Source organism: Micromonospora yangpuensis (assembly GCF_900091615.1).
In the GTDB taxonomy this organism is placed as follows: Bacteria; Actinomycetota; Actinomycetes; order Mycobacteriales; family Micromonosporaceae; genus Micromonospora; species Micromonospora yangpuensis.
The window spans coordinates 3,865,775-3,888,273 of record NZ_FMIA01000002.1 but is presented as its reverse complement, the minus strand read 5'-3'; the positions used below and the strand labels follow the sequence as shown (position 1 = coordinate 3,888,273).

Sequence of the window (22,499 nt, the reverse complement as noted above, 5' to 3'; positions counted from 1 at the left end):
TCGGATCGACGTGATCAGGACATCGAGCGGCGAACGGCGGCGACGGGCATCGGTGCCGACGCGGTGGCCGGCGGCGTGGACGACGCGACCTGCCCGGTCGGGTCGGCCCCGTGCGGTCCGGACGGTCGACGACGGCGGCGCAGGTTGGCGGCGAGAATCAGCCCGCCGCGCATGGCGCAGACGATGACCAGGGCGAAGAAGAGCCCGAAGGTGATGTGGGCGACGACCAGCAGGCCGTAGACGAAGGCGACGGTCATGCCGAACACCACCTGCCGCCGGGGTGCGGTGGGGGTGGTGCCGGGGTCGGTGATCATGTAGTTGGTGAACAGGATGAAGGCGACGCCGGTCATCGGCAGCAGCGCGGCGGCGAGCTGCGCGTCGAAGATCACCGCACGCAGCACGGCCTGCAGGACGAACCCGCCCAACCAGCCCAGGATCAGCGGCATCCGGCGGGTCAGCTTGCCGTTGAGCATGGCGCCGGCGAGGAGGATGGCGACCGGGATCACCACGTCCAGTACGCCGGAGACGTGCTCGGTGAAGTGGTACGGCGGTGCGATGGCCACCCAGCTGAACAGCACCAGGGTCGTGCTGATGCCGAAGTTGCTGGGGTTCAGCACGTGCCGCAGGGTGCCGTTCACCCGCAGCCGCACCACGTACTTGCTGCTGACGGCGACCGTCACCGCGAAGATGGTGGGCCACAGGCTCTGGTTGCCGTAGAGCAGCATCGCGCAGGCCAGGCCGGCGATGTGCGCCGGCAGGAGGAAGTTGACGAGCGCGACCGGGGAGCCGAGATACCGGGCCGGCCGGCCCTGGGCGCGTGCCTCCAGGGTCTCCAGCACAAGCTCCACCGTGTACCCGGTGAGCACCCCGACCACCGGCGTCAGGTACGCCTGCTCGAAGCCGAGCAGCAGGTGACCGAGAACGTTGAACACGGTGATCGACAGGGCGAAGCGGCGCAGCGCCTTCACCCGGGGATCACCCCGGCCTGCGGCGGTGGCAGTGGCGTTGCTCTGCTCGGGCATGATCGACCTCCTCGGGACGGAGCGGGTCACGGGTTGGGGGTGAGGACGACGGTGTGCCATCCCGGCGTCAGGGTCCGGGTCACCGTGTGCTGCCCGGCCGCGTCGCGCCAGGTGACGGTGGCGCTGACGGTGGCGCTCGGGTCGTCCAGCCCGAACAGCAGCTCGGGAGAGTTGCCGCCGGTGTGTCCGTTGGAGGGATAGAGTTGACCGGTGCGGACCGATCCGTCGGCCTGCCGCAGCTGCACCACGGCACCGACCGCCGGTCGGGGCAGCCCGCCGGGCGTGGCGGCCGGCAGCATCAGCTGCAGACCGAGGTACGGGCGCGCGGCCCCGGTGTTGTGCAGGAACTGCGACCGGTACCACTGGTTGGCGACGAGCAGGTCCGGCCGACCGTCGTGGTCGACGTCGCTGACCGCGAGCCCGCGCGTCGGCCCGTGCTGGACGAACCCGATCTGCTCCGCCACGTTCACGTAGCGCCCGTCGGAGCGCCGTACGAAGAAGGGGTTGCGCTGGTGGCCGGCGAGGTCGTCGCCGGGCCGGAACGCCGGCCAGGCCGCCGGGAACCTGAGCAACTCGTCGTTGCCCATGGCGAGTTCCTGGAGTTCGGCCCAGCGGTTGGCGGTGCCCTTGATGAATCCGAGCGCCTGGACGATCTCGTCCTCACCGTCACCGTCGAAGTCGGCGGCCTTGATGTCCCAGGCCCAGCCGGTCCGGGCCAGCCCGAGCGGCTGGCTGTCGTCGCGGTACGGTGCCAGGCCGTCCCGGATCGGGCCGGTGCCGGTGCTCACGAAGGCGAAGTTGCTCTCCTGCAGGGCGTACGGGGTGGTGATGTTGCTGACCAGGATGTCCGGCCGCCCGTCGTGGTTGAGGTCGCTGAACGTCACCCCCATCCCCTTGAAGGAGTCCCGCCCGACCACCTTCGACTTCGGCATGTCCGCCCCCCGGGTGCCGGTCAGCTCGGTGAAGCGCACCTGACCGGGGCGGGAGCGGTTGTGCAGCAGGTAGTCCCGGCCGAAGTCGTTGGCCACGTACAGCTCGGGGAGGTTGTCCCCGTCGAGGTCCTGGCCACCGATGGCGAGCGTCCAGGAACCGCTCTGATCGGCGGTGAGCGCGTCGGAGACGTCCTGGTAACCGGGGTGCTCCAGCCCGTCGACCGAGGTCGACCCGGTGAATCTGAGGATCCGGTTCCGGCCGCCGTTGCGGGCCCAGGACATGGAGTCCTGCATCTGCATCCGGGGGTCGTCACGCGCCGTCGGGTCGAGCACCCGCGCGCCGTCGGGGAAGTAGTTGCCGACCACCAGGTCCAGGTGGCCGTCCCCGTCGATGTCGAGGGCGTTGGCGGTGGTGCTGTTCCAGATCTCGTCGGGCTGGGCCACCACCTCCACGGGCCGGTAACCGGCCGGTCCGAAGGGGGCTGCCGGCTGGCGCAGGTAGGCCAGGGGCGGCCGGCCCCAGTAGTAGACCAGTACGTCGAGACGGCCGTCCTCGTTGAGGTCGGCGGTCAGGCAGCCCGTCGGGGCCACCGTCGGGTCGGTCCCGGGTGGGGGCAGTGCGAAGGCGGGGAACCGGTTCGGCCGGTCCGGGGTGGCCAGGACGGTCACCGAGTCGTCGCGGGGGTCGACCAGGCACGCCTCGTTGGGCAGTCCGTCGCCGTCCAGGTCGGCCACGGCGACACCGGCACCGACCGAGGAGATCCAGGACCGCAGGTGGTGCAGGGCGGGCTGGACGGCGCGTACGGCGCGGGTCTGCGGCGGGTCCTGGTTGAGGTCGGCGACGGCGAAGCTGAACCGGGCGGCCAGCGCCCGACGTTCGTCGGCACCGACGGCCGGTAGCTGGGTGGCCAGACCGGTGGCCAGGCAGGCGACCACTGCGACAACCGGCGTGAGCAACGTACGGAGGGTTCGGCGTACCTGCATCGTCTGAAACTCCCTCGGGTCAACGGCGAAGGAACGGAAGGGCCAGCTGCTGGATCCGTTCGCGCCAGCGCTGGAAGTCGGCCGGGCCGGCACCCGGGCGGTCGAGCCCGCGTCGGGCCTGCCACGTCCACCCGGCCGCGACGTCGGGCGACGCGCCGGTCAACAGCTCGGTGGCCCGGGGCACGTGCGGCGGCGACGCCCCGGCGGACTGCCGCGCCTCGGCGCCGAACGCCGCGCCCTGGGCCAGCTCAGCGGGGTGGTGACGGTTGAGTCGACGCAGTTCGAGGTAGGTGTCGTCGCCGACCCCACCGGCGTAGGTGGCGGCCAGTCCCACCCCGCTCCACACATCGCCCCGGTGCCCGGCGGGCAGTCCGGAGATCCGCCCGGCCAGTGCCGTCGGGTCCGCACAGTCGCGGAACCAGAGGCTGCGCCCCAGTCCCTGGTACCGGATGGCGCACCGCTCGTCGCACCGGTCGGGGTGCCGCCGCCACCACGACAGTGTCCGGTCCGGGTCGAAGAACGCCTGGTGGAACCCGTAACCGTCGTAGACCAGCCAGCGCACCAGCGGATCGGTGGCACCGAGTCGGCCGAGTCGGCCGAGCAGCCCGGCCGAGAGGCCGTCCAACCGGGCCAGGGCCCAGCCGGCGCCGACATACGCGAGGTAGCCGTAGCGTCCACGATGGACTTTCAGGAGGGTGCGGAAGCGCCGGCCGGGCAGCGGGCTGAGCCGGTCGAGCAGGGTGGCGGCCATCGCCGCCCCCTCGACGGCGAAGCCACGGTAGGCCTGCGGGACAGCCGCCAGGTCCGGGGCGTGGGAGGGGCCGACGTCCAGTTCCCGGTTGAAACCGTCCAGGAACGACCCCGCGGCCGTCACGAGTGCCTGTCGGGTGGCGACCGGGCCGGGGTGGAAGCCCCGGATGTCGAAGTCCACCAGGTGCGGGTGGAGGGCCAGCGGCCGACGCCAGCCCGTCGGTCGGTACACGGTCGGGATCGCGGCTGCCTCGGTCATGCGCTCCCCGGTTCCTCGCAGCGGCCCGCGTCGGCGGGGTCTGACGGGTACGGATCCTGGCACGATCGAGTTGAAGACTTCTTGAAAGCTATATAGTTCCCGTCCGCAGCGAGCGGGGCGAATCACGCACCTATCTCACGCAGAGTGCCTTGCGCAACACTGGATTGTGACCGCAGGCCGTCCTACCCTGGCTCTGGAGTCAGGCGGGAGCCTATGAAAAAAGCGAGCGGTTCAGTGTGGGTGAAAGTGCTCGGCGTGGTATGCGCCGGCAACGGGTCGACGACCTACGACCTCGGTCCGGCCAAGCAACGTGCGCTCTTCGCCGCGCTGGCCCTGCAGCCGGGGGAGTTCCTGCCGGTCGCCACCCTGTCACAGCTCCTGTGGGGAGACATCCAACCGGCCAACGCCGGCCACCTGCTGCACACCTACATCGCCCGACTGCGTCGATCGGTCGAGCCGGAGGCACCCCGCCGGTCCCGCACCGCCGTGATCTGCTCCGGCCCCGGCGGCTACCAGCTGAGCACCCACCACGACAACGCCGACCTGGTCCGCTTCCGGCAACTCGTCCGGACCGCCCGCCGGCTGCTCCCACTGGGACACCCCCGCTGGGCCTTCCACCTGTTCCACCTGGCGGTCCTGCTCTGGGAGGACCCGGAACTGGTCGAGCTGCGCAGCCTGCTTCCCGGCCATCCGATAATCGACACGCTGCAGCGGGAGTGGGTCGACGCGGCCCTGGAGTACGTGACCCTGGGCCTGCGGTTGGACCGGGCCGAGGCCGTACTGGCCACCGCCGAGCGGCTGGCCGCCGTGGCACCCCTGCACGAGGCGGTGCAGGCCCGGTACCTGTCGGTGCTGGCCGGTACCCGCCAGTTGCCGGCCGCCCTCGACCGGTACGCCGAACTACGCGCCCGCCTCGCCGCCGATCCCGGCATCGCCCCCGGGCCCGAACTGGTGGACACCTACCGGCACCTCTGGCGGGCCTGGTCCGGGGTCGACGACGTACCGGCGAGCCATCCGGCCGGCCACCCCTGCTTCCCCCCGTCGGCCCCCGGCACCGCGCGACCGCCCGAAGCCACCGACCCGGACACCACCGACCTGGACACGCGCGACCGGGAGACCGTCGACCTGGACACCGTCGTCCGCTCGCTGGCCACCCAGCGACTGGTGACCCTGGTCGGCCCGGCCGACTCCGGCCGGACGGCGACGGCCCGCTCGATCGCACGCCGGGCATCCGCCATCCTCGCCGCCCACCGGGTGGCCACCGTCGACGTCACCACCACCGCCACCCGCGCCGACCTGGTCGGGTTCCTCCTGCGTCAGCTCGACCCGCCCGGCACCACCGAGCCGTCCACCGACCAGTGCCTACTGCGGGTGCTGGCCCACCGGCGGCTGCTCGTGGTCCTCGACGACGTCGACCACCTGGCCGACGACTGCGCGGACCTGGTCGACCTGATCGTGCGCAACTGCCGAGGTGTCTCGGTCGTCGTCACCGCACGGCAGCCGCTCGGCCTGTCGTACGAGGCGGTCCGCCGACTCCGGTGCCCGTCGGCGGGGACCCCGGGCCGGCCCGCCGCCGGCGACCCGCTGCGGCGACCGGCGCAGCAGCTGTCCCGGGCGGCGCTGTGGATGCTGGAGACGGTCCGCCTGGTGGCCTTCGGGGTGCCCGCCTCCCAGATCTGGCTGATTCCCGCCCGGTACCGGGGTGGACCGGGGCCTCCGCGACACGGAACCACGGGTACGTGATCCCGCTGCGGCCGACCCGGGCAGGGTCGACGCGGCCCATCCGGGCGGGGACCGCCTCAGGCGGCGGCGGCGTCGGGCCGCCGCGGCGCCTGCCGGGCCCGCGCCGACGCCGGCCGGTAGCCGAACGTCTGCCCCTGCTGGTATGCCAGCTCCATCGCCCGCTGCGCCCACGTCCACGGCGCGCAGGGCTGCGGCTGATCCGCACACTGCAGGTTGCGGCAGTGCCCCTGCTCGGCACCCCGGTGCTCCTCGGCCACGCTGACCGCGAGCCGCCACAGCATCGGGTCGGTGACACCCTCCGGCGGGAAGTCCTGACGGTCGGTTCCGGTCTGGCTGGTCACCTGCGGCCCCCCTCGTACGCGATGTTCCCTTCAACCTCACCAGTGAACACCCGTTCAAACCCGTCCCGCCCGTCCCGTTGGGTGACGGTTGACACTGATGCCCTGGTCAGGGGCGGTGAACCGGCAGGGTCCCCCGTCCGCGCCCCGACCGCAACCCCGGCGCCGGTCGCCCCGCGTGACCGGGTGAACAACCTCACGCAGCGTATGCAGCCACCGGGGCGCACCCCTAGATTCTTACGGGTCCGCCGACGCGGACACCGCCGCCCGGTACGCCCAATCCATGCCCCTGGCCTCGCGGAACACTCACCACAGGCATGGAGCGGGGGACCCAGGTTCCACGGTGCACGTCACCTCGGGGTGAAGCCGCCCGATCCGGGCGGCCGGGCTCCTCGGCCCGAACCCGACAGCTCACCTCGTCGGCGTGGAGGAACCCATGGCAACTCGTCACCAATCCCGACACCGCGCCCTCAGCAACCGCCGCAGGGCACTCGGCACCCTCGCCGTCGGGGCCGTCACCGGCCTCGCGGCCGTGTTCGGCACCGCCGCACCCGCCCAGGCCGACAGCGTCAACTGGGACGCGATCGCCCAGTGCGAGTCCGGCGGCGACTGGAGCATCAACACCGGCAACGGCTTCTTCGGCGGCCTGCAGTTCGTGCAGAGCACCTGGGAGGCGTACGGCGGCCTGCAGTACGCCCCGCGCGCCGACCTGGCCACCCGCGCCCAGCAGATCGCGATCGCCGAAGAGGTGCTCAAGGGGCAGGGCATCGGCGCCTGGCCGACCTGCGGCCCGCTGGGCGGCCCGGTCTCCTCCTCGGGCTCCTCGGCCCCGACCGAGGCCGCCGAGCGTGACGCCCCGCCGGCGAGCCGCAGCACCGACCGGGACACGTACGTGGTCAGGTCCGGCGACACCCTGACGAAGATCGCCGCCGCGCACGACGTGACCGGTGGCTGGCAGGCGCTGTACGAGCGCAACAAGGACGTCGTCGGCGACGACCCCGGCCTGATCATCCCGGGGCAGCGCCTCAGCATCTGACCTCGACCGCGAACCCGGCCGAGGCAGCCCCCGCCTCGGCCGGTTCCGGCGAACCTCCGTACCCGTCCACCGCGACTCTTCCACCGTGGACACGCGTACCGCACCGCCCGGCTGGGTAACAGCGACCACCATGAGCACGAGGACCCTGGACGAGCACCCCACCGAGCCGACTGCCGCCGACCACGCTGCCACCGAGCACGCTGCGAACGGCCACGCCGCCGCCGAGTCGGCCGGCGCCGGGCCGAAGCTCGGCACCGTCGCGGTCGTCGCGCACCGGAAGAAGACCTTCGGCGGTGGCCTCGACCAGTTGCGGTCGACGCTGGTCAGCGCCGGCATCGAGAACCTGCTCTGGTACGAGGTACCGAAGAGCCGCAAGGCGCCGAAGAAGGTCCGCAGGGCGCTGAAGGAGGGCGCCGAGCTGGTCTTCGTCTGGGGTGGCGACGGCACGGTGCAGCGCAGCGCCGACGCGATGGCCGGCTCCGGGGTGCCGATGGCCGTACTGCCCGCCGGCACCGCCAACCTCTTCGCCACCAACCTGGGCATTCCGAAGGACCTGCCCGAGGCGGTACGGATCGGGCTGCGTGGCCGACGACGTACCCTCGACCTGGGCAAACTCAACGGCGAACACTTCGCGGTGATGGCCGGCGCCGGCTTCGACGCCGAACTCATCAAGGACGCCGACCGCAACCTCAAGGGCAAGCTCGGTCGCCTCGCGTACGTGCTGACCGGGCTGCGGCACGTGCGCGGCGAGTGTGTGCGTACCCGGATCCGGGTCGACGGCAGCGACTGGTTCGACGGTGAGGCGAGCTGCGTGCTCTTCGGTAACGTCGGCACGATCACCGGCGGCATCCCGGCCTTCGACGACGCCCGCCCCGACGACGGCGCGCTGGAGGTCGGGGTGGCCACCGCCAGCGGCGCGGTCGACTGGGCCCGCACCCTGAGCCGGATGGCCGCCGGCCGCTCCGAGGAGTCACCCTTCGTCCGGATCACCCGCGCCCGCAAGGTCACCGTCCGGCTGGACACCCCGAGGACGTACGAACTCGACGGTGGCGCCCGCGCGAAGGTGAGCCGGATGAAGGTGAAGGTCGTCCCGGACGCCCTGACGGTCTGCTGCCCCGATCCGCGGTAGCCGGTTCGCTTGATCATGCTGTCTACGCTGAGGTCCCGGCAGCTCCCGGGGCCCCGGCGCAGACGGAGGACGGGACTCGTGCGATGAACCTGAAAGAGCGGGTGGGCACGGCGCAGCGCAACCAGGTCCTGGACCTGCTGTCGCAGGCCCTGGAGCAGGGTTACCTCGATCTGGCCGAGTACGAGAGCCGGATCTCCGCCGTCCACGGCGCGTTGTTCGTCGGTGACCTGACCAGCCAGGTGGCCGACCTTCCCCGCCAGCTCCGCTGGTATCCGTACCCGGTTCCGGTGGCCCCGGTCGCCCTGCGGCCCGCCACCGACTCCGATCTCCGGGCCCGCCCCTGGGCCATCGTCTCGGTGGTCCTGGGCGGGGCGTCGTTGTTCTTCGCGCTCTGCTGGGGCATCGGCGGGATTCTCGGGGTGGCCGCGATCCTGCTCGGGCGGCCCGCCCTCAAGAGCCCGCCCAACCAGACGCTGGCGGTCATCGGCATCCTGCTGGGTGTCGCCGGTCTCGGCCTGTCGCTGCTGAGCATCGTCCTCTTCCTGCTGCTCTGACCCTGGTCCGCCCCGAGCCACTGCGACGGGCGGACAACGCGAAGGTTCTTCTAATTCGGCCTCCGGCGTACCTCCTGGGCGCACGGCACCACGGGCGTCGCACCGCAGTGCGCGCCGTCGCGCGACCCTGACCTGGACTACGGCGGCCTGTTGGCCCAGTACCTGCGGGACGGGTACGCGGTCGCCGGCACCGACTACCCGGGCCTCGGCCTGCCCGGACAGCTGCACAACTTCGTGGAGCGGCAGGCGCTCGGCCGGTCGATGATCGACAGCGTGCGGGCGGCGCGCGACCTCTCCGCCGAGGTGGGCCGGCGGTGGTTCTCGGTGGGCCACTCCGAGGGCGGGTTCGCCGCGCTCGGTCCCGGCGAGCTGGCCGCCGACCGGGCACCGGAGCTGGACCTGCTCGGCGTGGTGCCGATCTCGTCCGGCGGCGACTTCGCCCCCGGCCTGGACACCCTGGCCACGACGAAGCCCCCCTCGCGACGGGGATCTACTCCTCGGCCGCGTTCGTCGGCTTCATCGCGGTGGCCGCCATGCAGTACGCGCCCGACCGCACCAGGCCACCGACCTGCTCACCCCGGAGTTCGCCGCCGAACTGCCGGCGGTGCGCAGCCTCTGCCTGGAAGAGCTGGCGCAGCACCTGATGGCGGTGTCGCCACCCATCACCCGCTGGGTGAACCCCGACTGGGCCCGCAACCAGACGCTGCTGGAGTGGGTCAAGAACGTCTCCACGGTACGGTCCCGCACGGCCGCGCCGATCCTCTTCGTGCACGGGGCCGAGGACACCATCGCCGCCCAGACCCAGGCCAACCAGGGCGTGGGCGCGCTCTGCGCGGTGGGCGACGTCGTGGACTACCGGACGTACCCCGGGGCCGACCACAACACGGTGGTGGCCATCGCCGACCACGACATCATGGCCTGGCTGGAGCTGCGGCTGAAGGGTTACCCGGCCCGGCAGACCTGCCAGTCCGTCGCCGGCTACGGGGACGGGCCGGCCGAGGTGGGAGCGTGGATGCACGAGGGTGGATGGTGATCGACTCGGTTGGGGCGATATGGCGGTGTCCGGGGCCGGTTGATACCGCCACATCAACCCAACCGAGTCGATCAATCGGCTACCTGCCAGCAGGTGAACCGCGGAAGGTCATCCGCCGGACGGTCACCGTGGACGGCCGACGCCGGTCGGCCACCCTGGACGGCCGTCGCCTGGTGGGCCGCCGTCCGGCGGCCCGGGTACCCCCTGCCGCGGGGACCCCCGCTGCCAAGGCCCCTGTGCCCGGGGCACCCGCTGCCGGAGCCCCTGCGGCAGGGGGCACCGCGGTCTCTGGTTGCGGGTCCGGCTCGGCGGCGTCGTGCGGGTGCGCGGCGGCGAGGCGCTCGGCGGCGGCGATCAGTTTGCCGCTGGCGGACAGCTCCCCGTAGCGGGCCGCCAGCAGGGCCAACTCGACCGGGTCGGTGATCCGCAGGCAGTCGGGGCAGGCCGGGCGGTCCAGGTGCGGCCGCAGCGCCCGGACCCGCTGGTACAGGTCGATCGGGAGCTTCGCGATGGCCTCGTCGAACTCGTCGGGGAACACGACGCCTCCTGGTTGGTCTCGGGCAGGGTGGAGCGGCCCGTGTGGCAGCGGCCGGGCAGGGTGGAGCGGCCCGACGGGCCGGGTGGACCGGTCCGTCGGGCCGGGTGGACCTCGACGGTCAGCGGGGCAGGATGCTGACCACCTCGACGTCGACGCCCTCGACCCGCAGCGTCTTCGCCGCGTGGTAGAGCGCCACCTGGGCGAAGGTGTAGAGGTCGGTGACGGTGAGCGCCCGGCCCGGGTCGAGGGCGATGCCGTAGACGACCTTGCGGGGCCGGAAGCTCTCGTCGATGCTTCGGCCGGGCTGCTGCCGCCGGACCGTCTCCACGAACCGGGTACGGGCGTCGTGCTGGTGGCAGAGCGCGTCGACCGAGGTGACGCCCTGGGCGAAGAGGTGGCTCAGCGGTGAGCTGCCCTTGGCCCGCTTGACGTGGATCAGCTCGTCGTCCGGGCCGAGCAGGTCGCACGCCTCGAATCCGTGCCGGTGCTGGGCCGTACGGAGCAGCTTGCGGTCCAGCGGTACGAAACCGGGGAGGACGCCGGCCACCCGGTCGTTGTAGTCCTTCTCCGGCATGCCGGTCGGCCAGGCCGGCAGCACCAGGCTGGCCGGTCGGTCCAGCAACCGCTCGATCTCCTCCCGCAGGAAACGCTGGTGTCCGGCGCCCATCTCGTACCAGGTGCCCTCGTGCAGCAGCAGGCGGTGCGCGCCCACCGGCACTTCGGCGGTGAGCCACCGGGACAGCGGCGTGGTGGTGATGGTCTCCTTGCCGGCCTCGTCGGTGCAGAGGGTCAGGCTGTCGGTGGCCTGCAGACCCGTCCACCGCCTCCCGTCGGGCACCCGCCGGGTGTGGGCCAGCACCGCGTCCAGGTCCAGCTCCGTCGTCGAGGTCGCCGGCCGCCTCGACCTGGCGATCCTGATCCGGTACGACCGGACCTGCTCGATCTCGCCGAGCAGCGGGCCGGGGACCGCGAGCCCGAACGCCGGTGGATTGGCCAGGCCCAGCCGCTCGTCCACCGCGTCGCGCAACTCCTTCATCCTCGGGTCGTCCGACCGCAGCGGCCGGAGCTGGGTGATGAACTCCAGGTCGGACAGGGGAGACTCCTGCCGGCACACCCGGTCGATCTCCCGCAGGTCGGCGAGCAAGCCGTCCGGCTCGGTGCAGAGCCGGATGCGCAGGCTGTCGCTGCCCTCCACCAGGGTGGGCCTGCCGGTACGCCGGCAGTCGGCCAGCCGGGGGTTGTCGACCTGACCGGCGACTTGGCCGACCAGCTCGTTCCACTTGTCGATGGTGTACCAGCGGATGGGCTGCCCACCGGGCACCTGGCTGCGGTCGACCCGGCCACTGGCACCGAGCACCCGGCGCCGTACCTGCCGGATGTGGTCGGGCAGCAGGGCGCGTACCGCGAACTCGATGCCGAAGCCCCGGTCGATGGCCGACGGGTCGATCATGTGCCGGCCCAGGGTGCCGTAGGTCAGGGCGTACACCCGGTCGTCGACGGCCAGGAGCAGGACGCTGCCGCCGCTGCTGTGGCCCAGGGCGATGTCGTGGCCGGTGAGCCGCGCGATGACGTCGCAGTACTCGGCCCGGGGCTGCCGCACCACGCCGTCGACCAGCAGGGCCGGCCGTCCGGCGACCCGGCGCGGCGTCGCGGTGAACCCCTTCTCCCGCAGGTACGGGTGGTGGAGCGCGCGGCGCAGCCCGGCCATGGTGGGCGCGGTGTCGAGCCGGTAGACGGTGGTCAGGTAGGTGTCCGGCCGGTGCGGCTGGTGGTCGAAGAGCGCCGGCTGGTCGGGCGGCGGCCCGTCGGCGCGGCGGCGTCGGCGGTTCACGGCCGGGCGCGTGGTGGATCGCTTCCGGGGCGGCCTGGTGGAACTGTCCATGACGGACTCCTCGCGTCGTCGGTGGCGTCAATGAGAGCATCCTCTGTGAACCGTGTCAACAGTCATGCCGTTTGACAGGCATGGCACACTTCGGGGGTGTCGATCTTCGTCGCCGGGCAGCTGACCCGGCAGCCAGGAGCAGATCCACGGACCGTCACCTTCGTCCTCGTCGACGTGGAGACAACCGGCCTGGACCCGGCGCAGGGGGCCAGGATCTGCGAGGTCGCCGTGGTCCGGATGCGCGGCGACGGCGTCGTCCTGGACGAGTACGCCACCCTGGTCGACCCGCAGACCCCCGTGCCGAACCCCGAGTCACACCGGATCACCGACGCCGACGTGACCCACGCGCCGACCTTCGCCGAGATCGCCGACGACCTGCTCGCCCGGCTCAGCGGCGCGATCGTGGTCGGCCACAGCCTGGACTACGTCGACCGGTTCCTCAGCGCCGAGTACGACCGCCTCGGCGTCGCACTGCCACCCGTACCCGGGCTCTGCTCCCTGACCACCGCCCGGCTCCACCTCGACCGCCCCGACCACAAACTGGCCGAGGTGGCCAACCTGATCACCGGCGAGTGGCCCAGCGCGCTGCCCTCGGCCCTCGGTATCGCCCGCGCCATGGCCGCGACCCTGGCCAGCCTGGTCGGCGCGGCCCCCGAGCCGCTGCACTGGCGCGGCCTGGCCCCGGTCGCCCTACCCGGCCAGCCACGACACACCCCGGTCACGCCCCGGGTCGTCGGCCTGCGCAAGGGCAGCGAAGGCTGGCTGGCCACCCTCAGCGCCCGACTGCCGTACACGGTGGACCCGCCCGCCCCGCGCCCCGACGGGCTCAGCGACTACCGGGCGCTGCTGGCCCGCGCCCTCACCGACGGCCGGATCGTCGGCGACGAGGCCACCCACCTCGCCGCCCTGGTCGGCCGGGCCGGCCTCACCCAGGCCACCGCCCGCCAGGTACACGAGGAGTTCCTGGTCGTCCGCCGCGCCCACGCCGAATCCGACGGCGTGGTCACCGCCGCCGAACTGCGCGAGCTGCAACGCGCCGCCAAGGAACTCGCCGCCACCCACCTGATCATGGACCTGGAGGAGGCCGCGGCGGCCAACCGGGCCCGCCGCGGCGCACCACTGCGCGGCTGGCGCATCCTGCCCGTCGGCGACTCCGCCGAGGTCACCGGAGTCGTCGACGTCGCCGTCGACCACGGGGCCACCGTCGCGGTGAAGCTCACCCGCACCGTCCGCTTGGTCGTCACCGACCCCGCCGCCGACGACACCGATCCCCGGATCGTGCGGGCGCGGGAGCTGGGCGTACCCGTGCTGTCGGTGGCCGAGGCCCACCCGCTGCTGGCCGACGCGATCGCCGCCGCGACCGGCGGTGGCCAGGAGGCCGGGACCGACGAGCCGACCGAGGTGTACGACGGGCCGCGCTGGCACGAGTTCTGGCGGGTACGGGAGCTGAGCCCGGCGGAGTACCACGAGCAGTACGGGGGGACGGTCATCGACCCGATCCCGCCCGCGCCGGTGGCGGACACCGAGGAGTTTCCGGCCGGACCGGCCGTCGGGCGGTCCGCGCCGGTGCTGGGCGGCTCACACGCCAAGAGCGGGTGCGCGGTGGTCGCGCTGCTCGGCGGCGCACTCCTGGCCGGCACCATCGAACTGGTACGCCACCTCGTCCTGTGAACCGCCCGCACGCGGGGATGTTGGCTGTCATGGTGTCCAAGATCCGAATGAGCAGGCGAGTGCTTATGTCGCGCCGGGAGGCGATGCGACGGCTCCGCGCGTCTTCGACCACCCCGGCCTGCGGGTGGCGGCGGCGTCTCGGGAGCATCCGCTGGCCATGAAGGTGGATGCCTCAAGCGGGAGGGGTGCAAGAGCGCAGAACGCAGGCCACGGCCGATGTCGTGGCCGTGCGGCGGCCGGGACTTCGTGGGTCAGTTCTGGCCGGGGCTTGCTACGGGTAGCCCTGCTTCTCTGGCGCATTGGAGCAGCCGCCGGTCGTAGGTGACGAAGGCGGTGAGCGCCGTGCCGGACTCGTTGGTCAGCACCTGGGCGGTGGCCAGGTGGATGGCGTCGAGGCTGCGGATCGTCGGCTCGGCGAATGCTGCTGCGGTTGCCCGGATCGTGCTGTCGATTTCCAGCCGGAACAGCCGTCCGACGGCAGCCGGCACTCCGATCAAGGCCTGCGGAGCTGATCGGCGCAGCGCTCTGGGTACTTCCACCTCGACCAGAGCGGAGGAGACCAGCGGCACGTCGTCGTGCTTGTTGAGCCAGGAGACGAGGTCGGTGCTGCACTCCTCCTGGCGAACCAGCTTGACGACGGCAGCTGAATCGAGATAGATCACCAGCGCTCCTCGTCACGCATCGCCGCGAGCGAGGTGGCCACGTCGACACTCTCGTCACCGAGCTTCGGCGGGAGTGGCACAGAGCCGCCGCCGGTGGGAGGGGCGGCTCGCCCTGCCGCCACCAACTTGGCCAACACCGACCTGTCGTCGCCTACCGGAACAAGTCGGGCGATCGGGCGGCCGCGATCAGTGATCTCGACGGTCTCGCCGCCACTGACCCGAGCCAGGACCTGGCTCGTGTTCTGGTTCAGCTCCCGGACACCGATGCGTTCCATGGAAACGAGTGTAGAACGATATGTTCTACGGTTCTAGCTCCTGGCGTCATCCGGGCTGCCGCTTTGCCGGCCCGTGGCGGTGTCGTTCACCTGGTGGTGCCTCCGGCCCACCTGCGCTGCCCCGACAATGCTGCTGCCCTCCGCCGATCGATCGCCGAGCTTGAGCAGGGCGACACGACCGAGCGGAAGCTGCCCGATCCGGCCGCTGTACGGGACGTCGCGTGAGGCTGGTCTTCACCGCGACGGCATGGAGCCAGTGCCTCGACCACTCCGATCGCAAGCTGGTCAAGCGCATCAACGACCTGATCGCGGACGTGATGCGCAACGGGTACGAGGGCATCGGAAAGCCGGAGCCCTTGCGGGGCGAGTTGTCCGGCTTCTGGTCCCGCCGGATCGATCGCGAACACCGGCTGGTGTACCGCATCACCAAGGACGACGTCGAGATCATCGCCTGCCGATACCGTTACGGCGACCGATAGCGGACCGGTGCCACCGAGCCCGCCGGGGTGACGGGCAGTGGAAGACCTACTATCCGAACGGCGGGCACTGATGGACGGCGGTCAGGTGAAGACGGCGGGGATGTTCCTGGAGTTCGGGCCCGTCCGCTCGGCCGAGCCGCAGCGGAGCATCCTCGACAGCGTCGCCGACGAGGAGCTGCCCGACCTGGCCCGGGTGGTCGGCTACCTCGACGCGGGTCATGTGCTCATCGACGTGATGGACGTCGCCGCCGACCCGTTCGAGCCCACCGATCAGGTGATGAACGGCTCCACGGTGCTGACCGACGGCGACTGGCTGTGGCGTCGGGATCTCGCCTACTACGTACGCCGGCACCGGGTCGCGGTGCCGGCGGAGTTCCTGGCCCTGATCCGGGCGCGCGGGTACGCCGTTCCCGCGCGGGGCGTGCCCGAGTTGACCGCCCGCGCGCGGCGGGCGCGTGCGCTGATGTTCTGGAACAGCTGACCGTCGGCCTCCGACGACGAGGTAGCCCGGTCCGGACATTCCGTGGCTGAAAGACATTGAGTCGACAATCCGACACCTCAGCTGGCTGCGCGTCAGACGACAGCTTTGTCCATCGTGTGCGGTCGGTGGGAAGAGTCGCTGCCGTCCACAATGGCAGGCTTGACCAGTAGCGATGGTTGTCATCGCCAAGGCTTGATGATGAAACGGTCCGCTCAGGACCACGATGGCGGTGCCGAGTCCTGGCAACAAACGGTCTGCCTTCGTCGCCGACCGGATGATTCCTGTTTGGAGCTTGCGCGGCATACTCCACGGACGGCATCACGAACATCTCTTCTGGGCGAAATGTCCCCGTGGAGTCCTGTGCACGGGACCCGCTGGCTGAGTGGGCAGCCAGCATCAAAACGGTCCCGCCGCATGCGTGGTCGTCGTGCGCGACGAGCTGGGGGCGTTGAGGGTGACGGCGAAGAACGACTGGGTGGCAGGCCGGTTCAGGCTGTGGGGGGCGATCGGCAAGGGCAACATGGGGGAGGTCCACCGGGCCGACGACATGGAGGCGCCGGAGGACTCGCCGCACCGCCGGGTCGCCCTGAAGCTCATCCTGCGCAGCCGGGCGGGGACCGCCATCGGGACCTCGGCCGACGACAAGGCCAGGCAGCGGTTCGAGCGCGAGGTGCGCATCATGCGCAAGCTCGATCACCCCAATCTGCCGCGCATCATCGCCGGGGCCGCCGCCCCCGACGAGTTGCCCTACATCGCGATGGAGCTCCTCGACGGCGGGACCCTGCGGGACCTGGTCGACGAGCAACCACAGTTGCCGATCTCCTGGGCCGCTGCCATCGGTGCGCAAATCGCTAGCGGACTGTCCGCCGCGCACACCGTCGGGATCGTGCACCGTGATCTCAAGCCGGCCAACGTGATGCTGCTGCGCTCGGGCGTGGTCAAGGTCCTGGACTTCGGCATGGGGCGGATGCTCGACGACGCCGAGAACGGCAAGGTGACCAGTACCGGCATCACCGTCGGCACCGTGCGGTACATGGCTCCCGAGCAGTTCAGTGTCGCTGCGGTGACCCAGGCCGCCGACCTGTACGCGTTGGGTTGTGTGCTCTACGAGCTGTTGACCGGGGTGCCGCCCTTCCAGGGCGACAACCCGCACGAGCTGTGGCAGAAGCACCTGCACGAGCGGGTCCCACCAATCGATCTGATGCGCTCGGACGTGCCCGGCGACCTGATGAGGCTGATCACCGTCCTGTTGGCGAAGGATCCGGCGGACCGTCCCGCCGACGCCGCGACGGTCCGCGATGCGCTGCTGCCCTACGCCAAGGGCACCGACACGGTCCCCGGCTGGGCGGAGTCCGATCCGGTCCGCTATCTCGCCCAGGCCCGCGAGCGGGTGGCCACCGAGCCGGTGCCCGTCCGCGCCGCACCGGGGCCGTTGGCCGTGACGCCCCCGTCGGGCATGGACGTCTTCGGGGTGCACAAGCAGCTCATCAACGACTACCGGTCCTTCACCAAGGGCGGCACCGTCATCCGGGACGACCGGATCGCGATCTTTGTCGATGAGGACCTGGAGGCCAAGTCGCAGTGGCCGGACCCCTGGGTGTCGCTCAACCCCTTCTTCGCCTCGGGCGGCTCAGTCCTCGAACTCGTCAGCCAGGGCGTGCTGCACGAGGAGTGCGCCCGGATCTTCCAGGCTGGCAAGACCGAGGGCGGCCGGTCCTGTGACGGCCGGCCGCTGACCCTGCACCAGCACCAGCGCGAAGCCATCGACAAGGCTCAGTCCGGCGTGTCGTACGTGCTGACCACCGGCACCGGCTCCGGCAAGTCGCTGTCGTACATCGTGCCGATCGTGGACCGGGTGCTGAAGGTCCGGCGGGCGGAGGGTGACAAGGCTGGCAAACGGGTCCGGGCGATCATCGTCTACCCGATGAACGCGCTGGCCAACAGCCAACTCAAGGAACTCGACAAGTACCTCAGCGACGGCTACGGCCAGGGCCGCGAACCGGTCACCTACGCCCGGTACACCGGGCAGGAGAGCGACGAGCAGCGCCGGCAGATCCGGGAGAATCCACCGGACATCCTGCTCACCAACTACGTGATGCTGGAGCTGATGCTGACCCGGCCGGACGACCGGCGGTCGTTGATCCGGATGGCCCATGGCCTGGAGTTCCTGGTCTTCGACGAGTTGCACACCTACCGGGGCCGGCAGGGCGCGGACGTGGCCCTGCTCATCCGCCGAGTGCGGGAGGCCTGCGCGGCCGACCAGCTCCAGTGCGTCGGCACCTCCGCGACCATCTCCAGCGAGGGCAGCGCCGAGCAGCGGCGGTCCGCGGTGGCCCGGGTGGCCACCACCCTGTTCGGTACGCCGGTCACCCGGCAGAACGTGATCGGGGAGACCCTGGTCCGGGCGACCGGCCCGACGCCGGACACGGTGTCCGTCGAGCGGTTGCGGGCGCCTGGTGCCCCGCGTGCCTACGCCGACCTGGTAAACGATCCCCTCGCCCGGTGGATCGAGAGCCGCTTCGGTCTCGTCCCGGACCCGACCGGCCAGCTCGTCCGGCAGCAACCGGCCAAGATCGAAGACGCCGCCGCCGAACTGGCCGGGTCCAGCGGTCTGCCCGGGAACGAGTGCGTCACCGCGATCCGGGACACCCTCAAGGCGGGTTCGGAGGCCCGCCACCCGGTCACCGAGCGGCCCCTGTTCGCCTTCCGGCTGCACCAGTTCCTCTCCAAGGGCGACACCGTCTACGTCACCCTGGAGGACGAGCTCACCCGGCACCTCACCCGGGAGTACCAGTTGGTGCTGCCCGGCCCGGAGGAGAAGATCCTGCTGCCGCTGGCGTTCTGCCGGGAGTGCGGACAGGAGTACCTGACCGTCTTCCGCACCGAGCACCAGGGCTCGTACCGGTACGAGCCGCGCCGGGACACCACCGCCACCGGCGGCCGGGCCGGCGACGGCTACCTCTACGTCGACTCGGAGCGGGCCTGGCCGGCCACGGCGGAGCTGGCCATCGAGGAACGTCGGATCCCAGAGTCCTGGCTGGAGGCCGACGACCACGGCCACGAGACCGTCCGCCCCACGCTGCGGGACCGGCTGCCGCTGGCGGTCACCGTGAACCCCCAGGGCTGGGAGGGGCAGGGGGCGCTGCAGGCCGCGTTCGTACCCTCGCCGTTCCGGTTCTGTCTGCACTGCGGGGTGAGCTACGAGCAGGCCCGGGGTCAGGATTTCGCCAAGCTGGCCAGCCTGGACCAGGAGGGACGGTCATCCGCCACGTCGCTGGTGTCCACGTCCATCATCCGGTCACTGCTCAGTGCACCCCCGGAGGCCCTCGACGAGAAGGCCCGCAAGCTGCTGACCTTCGTGGACAACCGGCAGGACGCCTCGCTGCAGGCCGGGCACTTCAACGACTTCGTGCAGATCACCCAGCTCCGTGGTGCCCTCTACCGGGCGGCGGTGCAGGCGGCCGAGGCGGCCACCGGCGACGATGACGAGGCCGCGCTCACCCACGAGCAGCTCGCCGACGCGGTGACGGCGGCCCTGCGACTACGGCTGACCGACTTCGCCCGCGGCGACGACCTGGCGCCCAACATGAGGAAGCGGGCCGAGAAGGCGTTCCGGGACGTCGTCGCCTACCGCCTCTACCTCGACCTGGAGCGCGGCTGGCGGGTCACCATGCCCAACCTGGAGCAGACCGGGCTGCTGGTCATCGACTACTCGGACGTGGACTGGATCGCCGGGAACGAGAAGCGGTGGGCCGGCACCGACCGGCACCTGCGGGACGCCACGCCCGGTCAGCGATCCGAGATCATGCGGGCGCTGCTCAACGAGATGCGTCGCGGCCTCGCCATCGACGTGCAGTACTTCCGCGAGTTCGACTCGCTGCAGCGGGCCAGCGAGGAGCTGCTGGTCGACCCGTGGACGCTGTCGGCCAGCGACCAACCGGTGGTCGGCACCGCCTATCCGCAGTCGTCGAAGAAGGGGTCGAGCCGGTCCGGGCTGTTCCTGTCCGGGCGCGGCAAGGTCGGCAAATTCCTCCGGCGTCCGACCCACTTCGGCACCGGCCTCTCCTTCGACGACGCGCAGCGGCTGATCGTGGACCTGCTCAAGGTGCTGCAGCACGACAACCTCGTCGTCGAGTGCACCGAGACCCCCAGCGGTCCGGCGCGCTTCCGCCGGGCCGTCACCCCGACCACCGGCTACCGGGTCTCCGCCGCCGCCCTGCTCTGGCGGGCCGGCCGGGGCGAGACCGGCGGCCACGATCCGCTGACCCGCACCTACGCCAGCGGCGAAGGCCCCCGGGTCAACACCTTCTTCCGGAAGCTCTACCGCGACACCGCCAGCACTCTCACCGGCCTGGCCGCCCGGGAGCACACCGCGCAGGTCGACCCGGCCGAGCGGGAACGCCGGGAGGAGGCCTTCCGCAAGGCGGAGCTGCGGCTGCTCTACTGCTCGCCCACCATGGAGTTGGGCGTCGACATCTCCGAGCTCAACGCGGTGATGATGCGCAACGTCCCGCCGACGCCCGCCAACTATGCCCAGCGCAGCGGCCGGGCCGGCCGATCCGGACAACCGGCCCTGGTGACCACGTACTGTGCCACCGGCAACAGCCACGACCAGTACTACTTCCGCCGTTCGGAGAAGATGGTCGCCGGCGCGGTCGCCCCGCCCCGGCTGGACCTGGCAAACGAGGACCTGGTCCGCTCGCACGTGCAGGCGATCTGGCTGGCCGAGACGGGCCTCAAGCTGGGCCGCGCCATCCCGGACAACATCGACATCAGCTACCCGGAGGACTCCCGGCTGCCGAACCCGACCCTGCCGCTGCACGACCACATCGCCGCGGCGCTGCACGACGCCCGCTTCCAGGACAGCGCCGCGCGTTCGGCCCGGCGGGTCTTCGCCGGCCTGCTGCCCGAGTACCGGGAGTCGAGCTGGTGGGACGACCAGTGGATCGAGGACACCGTCCGGACCACCCCGGACCGGTTCGACCGCGCCTTCGACAGGTGGCGGGGCCTGTTCAAGGCGGCTTTGGTCGACCAGGCGGAGCAGAACCGGCGGGTCCTCGACCACACCCTGTCCGAACGGGACCGCCGGATCGCCGTCGGCCGCCGCAAGGAGGCCGAGACCCAGCTCAACCTGCTCAAGAACGAGAGCGTGGACAGCCGGTCGGTGCTGTCGGACTTCAACCCGTACCGGTATCTGGCCAGCGAGGGGTTCCTTCCCGGCTACTCGTTCCCCCGGTTGCCGCTGGCCGCGTACGTGCCGACCACCGGCCGGCGGTCGGGGGAGGGCGACTACCTGCAACGGCCCCGGTTCCTGGCGATCCGCGAGTTCGGCCCCGGCGCGCTGATCTACCACGAGGGGGCCCGCTACCAGGTGACCCGGATTCAGCTGCCGGCGGACGCGGCCGGCGAGGTCACCACCGGTGAGGCGACCCGCTGCACCCGGTGCGGCTACCACCACGACGCCAGGCACCAGGCCGACCGCTGCCAGATGTGCGACCAGCCGTTCAGCAGCCAGGACACGAGCACCGGCCTGCTGCACCTGCACACCGTCTACACCAAGCGGCGGGAGCGGATCTCCTCCGACGAGGAGGAGCGTCGCCGGGCCGGCTACCGGCTGGTCACCTCGTACCGCTTCCACGACCACGGGGCCCGACCGGGCCGCCGCGACGCCCTGATCGCCGATCCGGGTGGTGATCTGGGGTTGTTGTCCTACGGTGACTCGGCCACGGTGCGGGTCACCAACGTCGGCCGGGTCCGGGCCAAGGAGAACGAACCGGACGGCTTTTGGCTCGACCCCGCCGACGGCCGCTGGATGAACGAACGCGACGCGGGTGAGGCGGCCGGGGACTCCCGGGAGATGCCCGTCGTCGACGACGACGGTAACGAGAAACGCCGCAAGAAGCGGGTCATCCCGTACGTCGAGGACCGGCGCAACATCCTCGTTCTCAAGCTGGACGAGCCGGTGGCGCAGGAGGTCGCGCTGACCCTGATGTACGCCCTGGAACGCGGCATCGAGGCCGCGTTCGAGCTGGAGGACTCGGAGCTGACCACCGAGCTGCTACCGCCGGACACCGGACCCCGAGATCGGATGCTGTTCACCGAGGCCGCCGAGGGTGGGGCCGGGGTGCTGCGGCTGATGCAGGCCGACCCGCAGGCGCTGGCCACCGCCGCCGCCAAGGCCCTGGAGATCTGTCACTTCGCCCCCGACGGCAGCGACCTACAGGACCTGACCGACGAGAGGTCCTGTGCCCGGGGCTGCTACGACTGCCTGCTCACCTACGGCAACCAGCTCACCCACCAGCTGATCAACCGGCAGTTGGTCCGGGACCTGCTGCTGCGTTTCGCCGCCGCCAGGGCCACCACCACCGGCCAGGGCGAGTCCCGCACCGAGCAGCTCAGCCGGCTCAGCGAGGGCTCGGACACCGCGCTGGAACGCAAGCTCGTCACCTGGCTCAAGGAGCGGGGTCTGCGGCTGCCCGACGAGCCGCAGGTCCTGATCACCGAGGCGCTGGCCCGGCCGGACTACGTCTACCGGCTGCCCGGCGGCCAGGTCGCCGTCTTCGTCGACGGCCCGGTCCACGACCACGAGACGGTCGCCCAGCGCGACCGCGACGCCGAGGAACGGCTCCGCGACGCCGGCTGGGACGTGATCCGGTTCCCGCACGACGCGGACTGGGCCGCCATCGTGGCCGAGCACCGCTACTGCTTCGGCACCAGCACCGGCCGCTGAG

Annotated in this window: 18 protein-coding genes, 1 pseudogene and 1 riboswitch; of the genes and pseudogenes, 10 read left to right on the top strand and 9 right to left on the bottom strand. The window is 71.5% G+C overall.

Annotation, left to right across the window (positions count from 1 at the left end; genetic code table 11):
- Positions 1-14: 14 nt before the first annotated feature.
- Genes GA0070617_RS17595 through GA0070617_RS17585 form a run of 3 tightly spaced genes read right to left on the bottom strand, consistent with a single transcriptional unit; the run spans position 15 to position 3,947 of the window.
- Positions 15-1,022, bottom strand: coding sequence for an enediyne biosynthesis protein UnbU (locus GA0070617_RS17595; protein ID WP_229688577.1), 1,008 nt, complete (start codon positions 1,020-1,022; stop codon positions 15-17).
- A gap of 26 nt (positions 1,023-1,048) precedes the next feature.
- On the bottom strand, positions 1,049-2,938 hold the full coding sequence (locus GA0070617_RS17590; RefSeq protein WP_091439293.1) for a CRTAC1 family protein: 1,890 nt from the start codon (positions 2,936-2,938) through the stop codon (positions 1,049-1,051).
- Positions 2,939-2,957: 19 nt separating this feature from the next.
- Positions 2,958-3,947: a DUF1702 family protein gene (locus GA0070617_RS17585; RefSeq protein ID WP_091439290.1), complete on the bottom strand. Its 990-nt coding sequence runs from the start codon at positions 3,945-3,947 to the stop codon at positions 2,958-2,960.
- Between the two features lie 246 nt (positions 3,948-4,193).
- On the opposite strand from GA0070617_RS17585, the gene GA0070617_RS17580 reads away from it, so the two are divergent.
- On the top strand, positions 4,194-5,690 hold the full coding sequence (locus GA0070617_RS17580; RefSeq protein WP_175440571.1) for an AfsR/SARP family transcriptional regulator: 1,497 nt from the start codon (positions 4,194-4,196) through the stop codon (positions 5,688-5,690).
- Positions 5,691-5,746: 56 nt separating this feature from the next.
- On the opposite strand, the gene GA0070617_RS17575 is transcribed toward GA0070617_RS17580, so the two are convergent.
- Positions 5,747-6,031 carry a hypothetical protein gene (locus GA0070617_RS17575; RefSeq protein ID WP_091439277.1) on the bottom strand — a complete coding sequence of 95 codons (285 nt, stop codon included), beginning with the start codon at positions 6,029-6,031 and terminating at the stop codon, positions 5,747-5,749.
- 294 nt (positions 6,032-6,325) lie between these two features.
- Positions 6,326-6,468: riboswitch (cyclic di-AMP (ydaO/yuaA leader) on the top strand.
- Between GA0070617_RS17575 and GA0070617_RS17570 the strand changes: the two genes are divergently transcribed.
- From GA0070617_RS17570 to GA0070617_RS32410, 4 genes and pseudogenes are all read left to right on the top strand, one after another.
- Positions 6,465-7,064 (top strand): LysM peptidoglycan-binding domain-containing protein, encoded by a 600-nt coding sequence (locus GA0070617_RS17570; protein ID WP_091446592.1) that lies wholly within the window; start codon positions 6,465-6,467, stop codon positions 7,062-7,064. It overlaps the preceding riboswitch by 4 nt.
- Before the next feature lie 130 nt (positions 7,065-7,194).
- Positions 7,195-8,193, top strand: a complete 999-nt coding sequence (locus GA0070617_RS17565) for a diacylglycerol/lipid kinase family protein (protein ID WP_091439274.1) — start codon at positions 7,195-7,197, stop codon at positions 8,191-8,193.
- A gap of 83 nt (positions 8,194-8,276) precedes the next feature.
- Positions 8,277-8,747, top strand: coding sequence for a DUF1707 SHOCT-like domain-containing protein (locus GA0070617_RS17560; protein WP_091439271.1), 471 nt, complete (start codon positions 8,277-8,279; stop codon positions 8,745-8,747).
- A gap of 150 nt (positions 8,748-8,897) precedes the next feature.
- A pseudogene (locus tag GA0070617_RS32410) lies at positions 8,898-9,149 on the top strand (lipase family protein); the annotation flags it as partial.
- 88 nt (positions 9,150-9,237) lie between these two features.
- On the opposite strand, the gene GA0070617_RS30645 reads toward GA0070617_RS32410, so the two are convergent.
- On the bottom strand, positions 9,238-9,387 hold the full coding sequence (locus tag GA0070617_RS30645) for a hypothetical protein (protein WP_175440570.1): 150 nt from the start codon (positions 9,385-9,387) through the stop codon (positions 9,238-9,240).
- A 33-nt stretch (positions 9,388-9,420) separates the two neighbouring features.
- Here GA0070617_RS30645 and GA0070617_RS17555 point away from each other — a divergent pair, with 33 nt between their 5' ends.
- Positions 9,421-9,780, top strand: a complete 360-nt coding sequence (locus tag GA0070617_RS17555; protein ID WP_175440569.1) for a prolyl oligopeptidase family serine peptidase — start codon at positions 9,421-9,423, stop codon at positions 9,778-9,780.
- A 79-nt stretch (positions 9,781-9,859) separates the two neighbouring features.
- On the opposite strand, the gene GA0070617_RS17550 is transcribed toward GA0070617_RS17555, so the two are convergent.
- Together GA0070617_RS17550 and GA0070617_RS17545 are read right to left on the bottom strand one after the other, a co-directional pair.
- On the bottom strand, positions 9,860-10,318 hold the full coding sequence (locus tag GA0070617_RS17550) for a hypothetical protein (RefSeq protein WP_091439267.1): 459 nt from the start codon (positions 10,316-10,318) through the stop codon (positions 9,860-9,862).
- 118 nt (positions 10,319-10,436) lie between these two features.
- Positions 10,437-12,149, bottom strand: a complete 1,713-nt coding sequence (locus GA0070617_RS17545; protein WP_175440568.1) for a DUF6119 family protein — start codon at positions 12,147-12,149, stop codon at positions 10,437-10,439.
- Positions 12,150-12,296: 147 nt separating this feature from the next.
- On the opposite strand from GA0070617_RS17545, the gene GA0070617_RS17540 reads away from it, so the two are divergent.
- Positions 12,297-13,871: an exonuclease domain-containing protein gene (locus GA0070617_RS17540; protein ID WP_091439262.1), complete on the top strand. Its 1,575-nt coding sequence runs from the start codon at positions 12,297-12,299 to the stop codon at positions 13,869-13,871.
- A 251-nt stretch (positions 13,872-14,122) separates the two neighbouring features.
- Here the strand turns inward: GA0070617_RS17540 and GA0070617_RS17535 are convergent, their stop codons facing one another.
- Positions 14,123-14,533: a type II toxin-antitoxin system VapC family toxin gene (locus GA0070617_RS17535; protein ID WP_091439259.1), complete on the bottom strand. Its 411-nt coding sequence runs from the start codon at positions 14,531-14,533 to the stop codon at positions 14,123-14,125.
- A complete protein-coding gene (locus GA0070617_RS17530) occupies positions 14,530-14,808 on the bottom strand; it encodes a type II toxin-antitoxin system Phd/YefM family antitoxin (RefSeq protein ID WP_091439256.1) in 279 nt (92 codons plus the stop codon). The genes GA0070617_RS17535 and GA0070617_RS17530 overlap by 4 nt, the downstream gene beginning before the upstream one ends.
- Before the next feature lie 221 nt (positions 14,809-15,029).
- On the opposite strand from GA0070617_RS17530, the gene GA0070617_RS17525 reads away from it, so the two are divergent.
- The 3 genes from GA0070617_RS17525 to GA0070617_RS17515 all read left to right on the top strand — a co-directional run bounded on the left by GA0070617_RS17525 (position 15,030) and on the right by GA0070617_RS17515 (position 22,498).
- Positions 15,030-15,287, top strand: coding sequence for a Txe/YoeB family addiction module toxin (locus GA0070617_RS17525; protein ID WP_091439251.1), 258 nt, complete (start codon positions 15,030-15,032; stop codon positions 15,285-15,287).
- Between the two features lie 37 nt (positions 15,288-15,324).
- Entirely contained in the window at positions 15,325-15,768 is a 444-nt protein-coding gene (locus GA0070617_RS17520; protein ID WP_139135695.1) for a hypothetical protein, read from the top strand.
- 427 nt (positions 15,769-16,195) lie between these two features.
- Positions 16,196-22,498: a protein kinase domain-containing protein gene (locus tag GA0070617_RS17515; RefSeq protein WP_217628826.1), complete on the top strand. Its 6,303-nt coding sequence runs from the start codon at positions 16,196-16,198 to the stop codon at positions 22,496-22,498.
- Position 22,499: the final 1 nt, after the last annotated feature.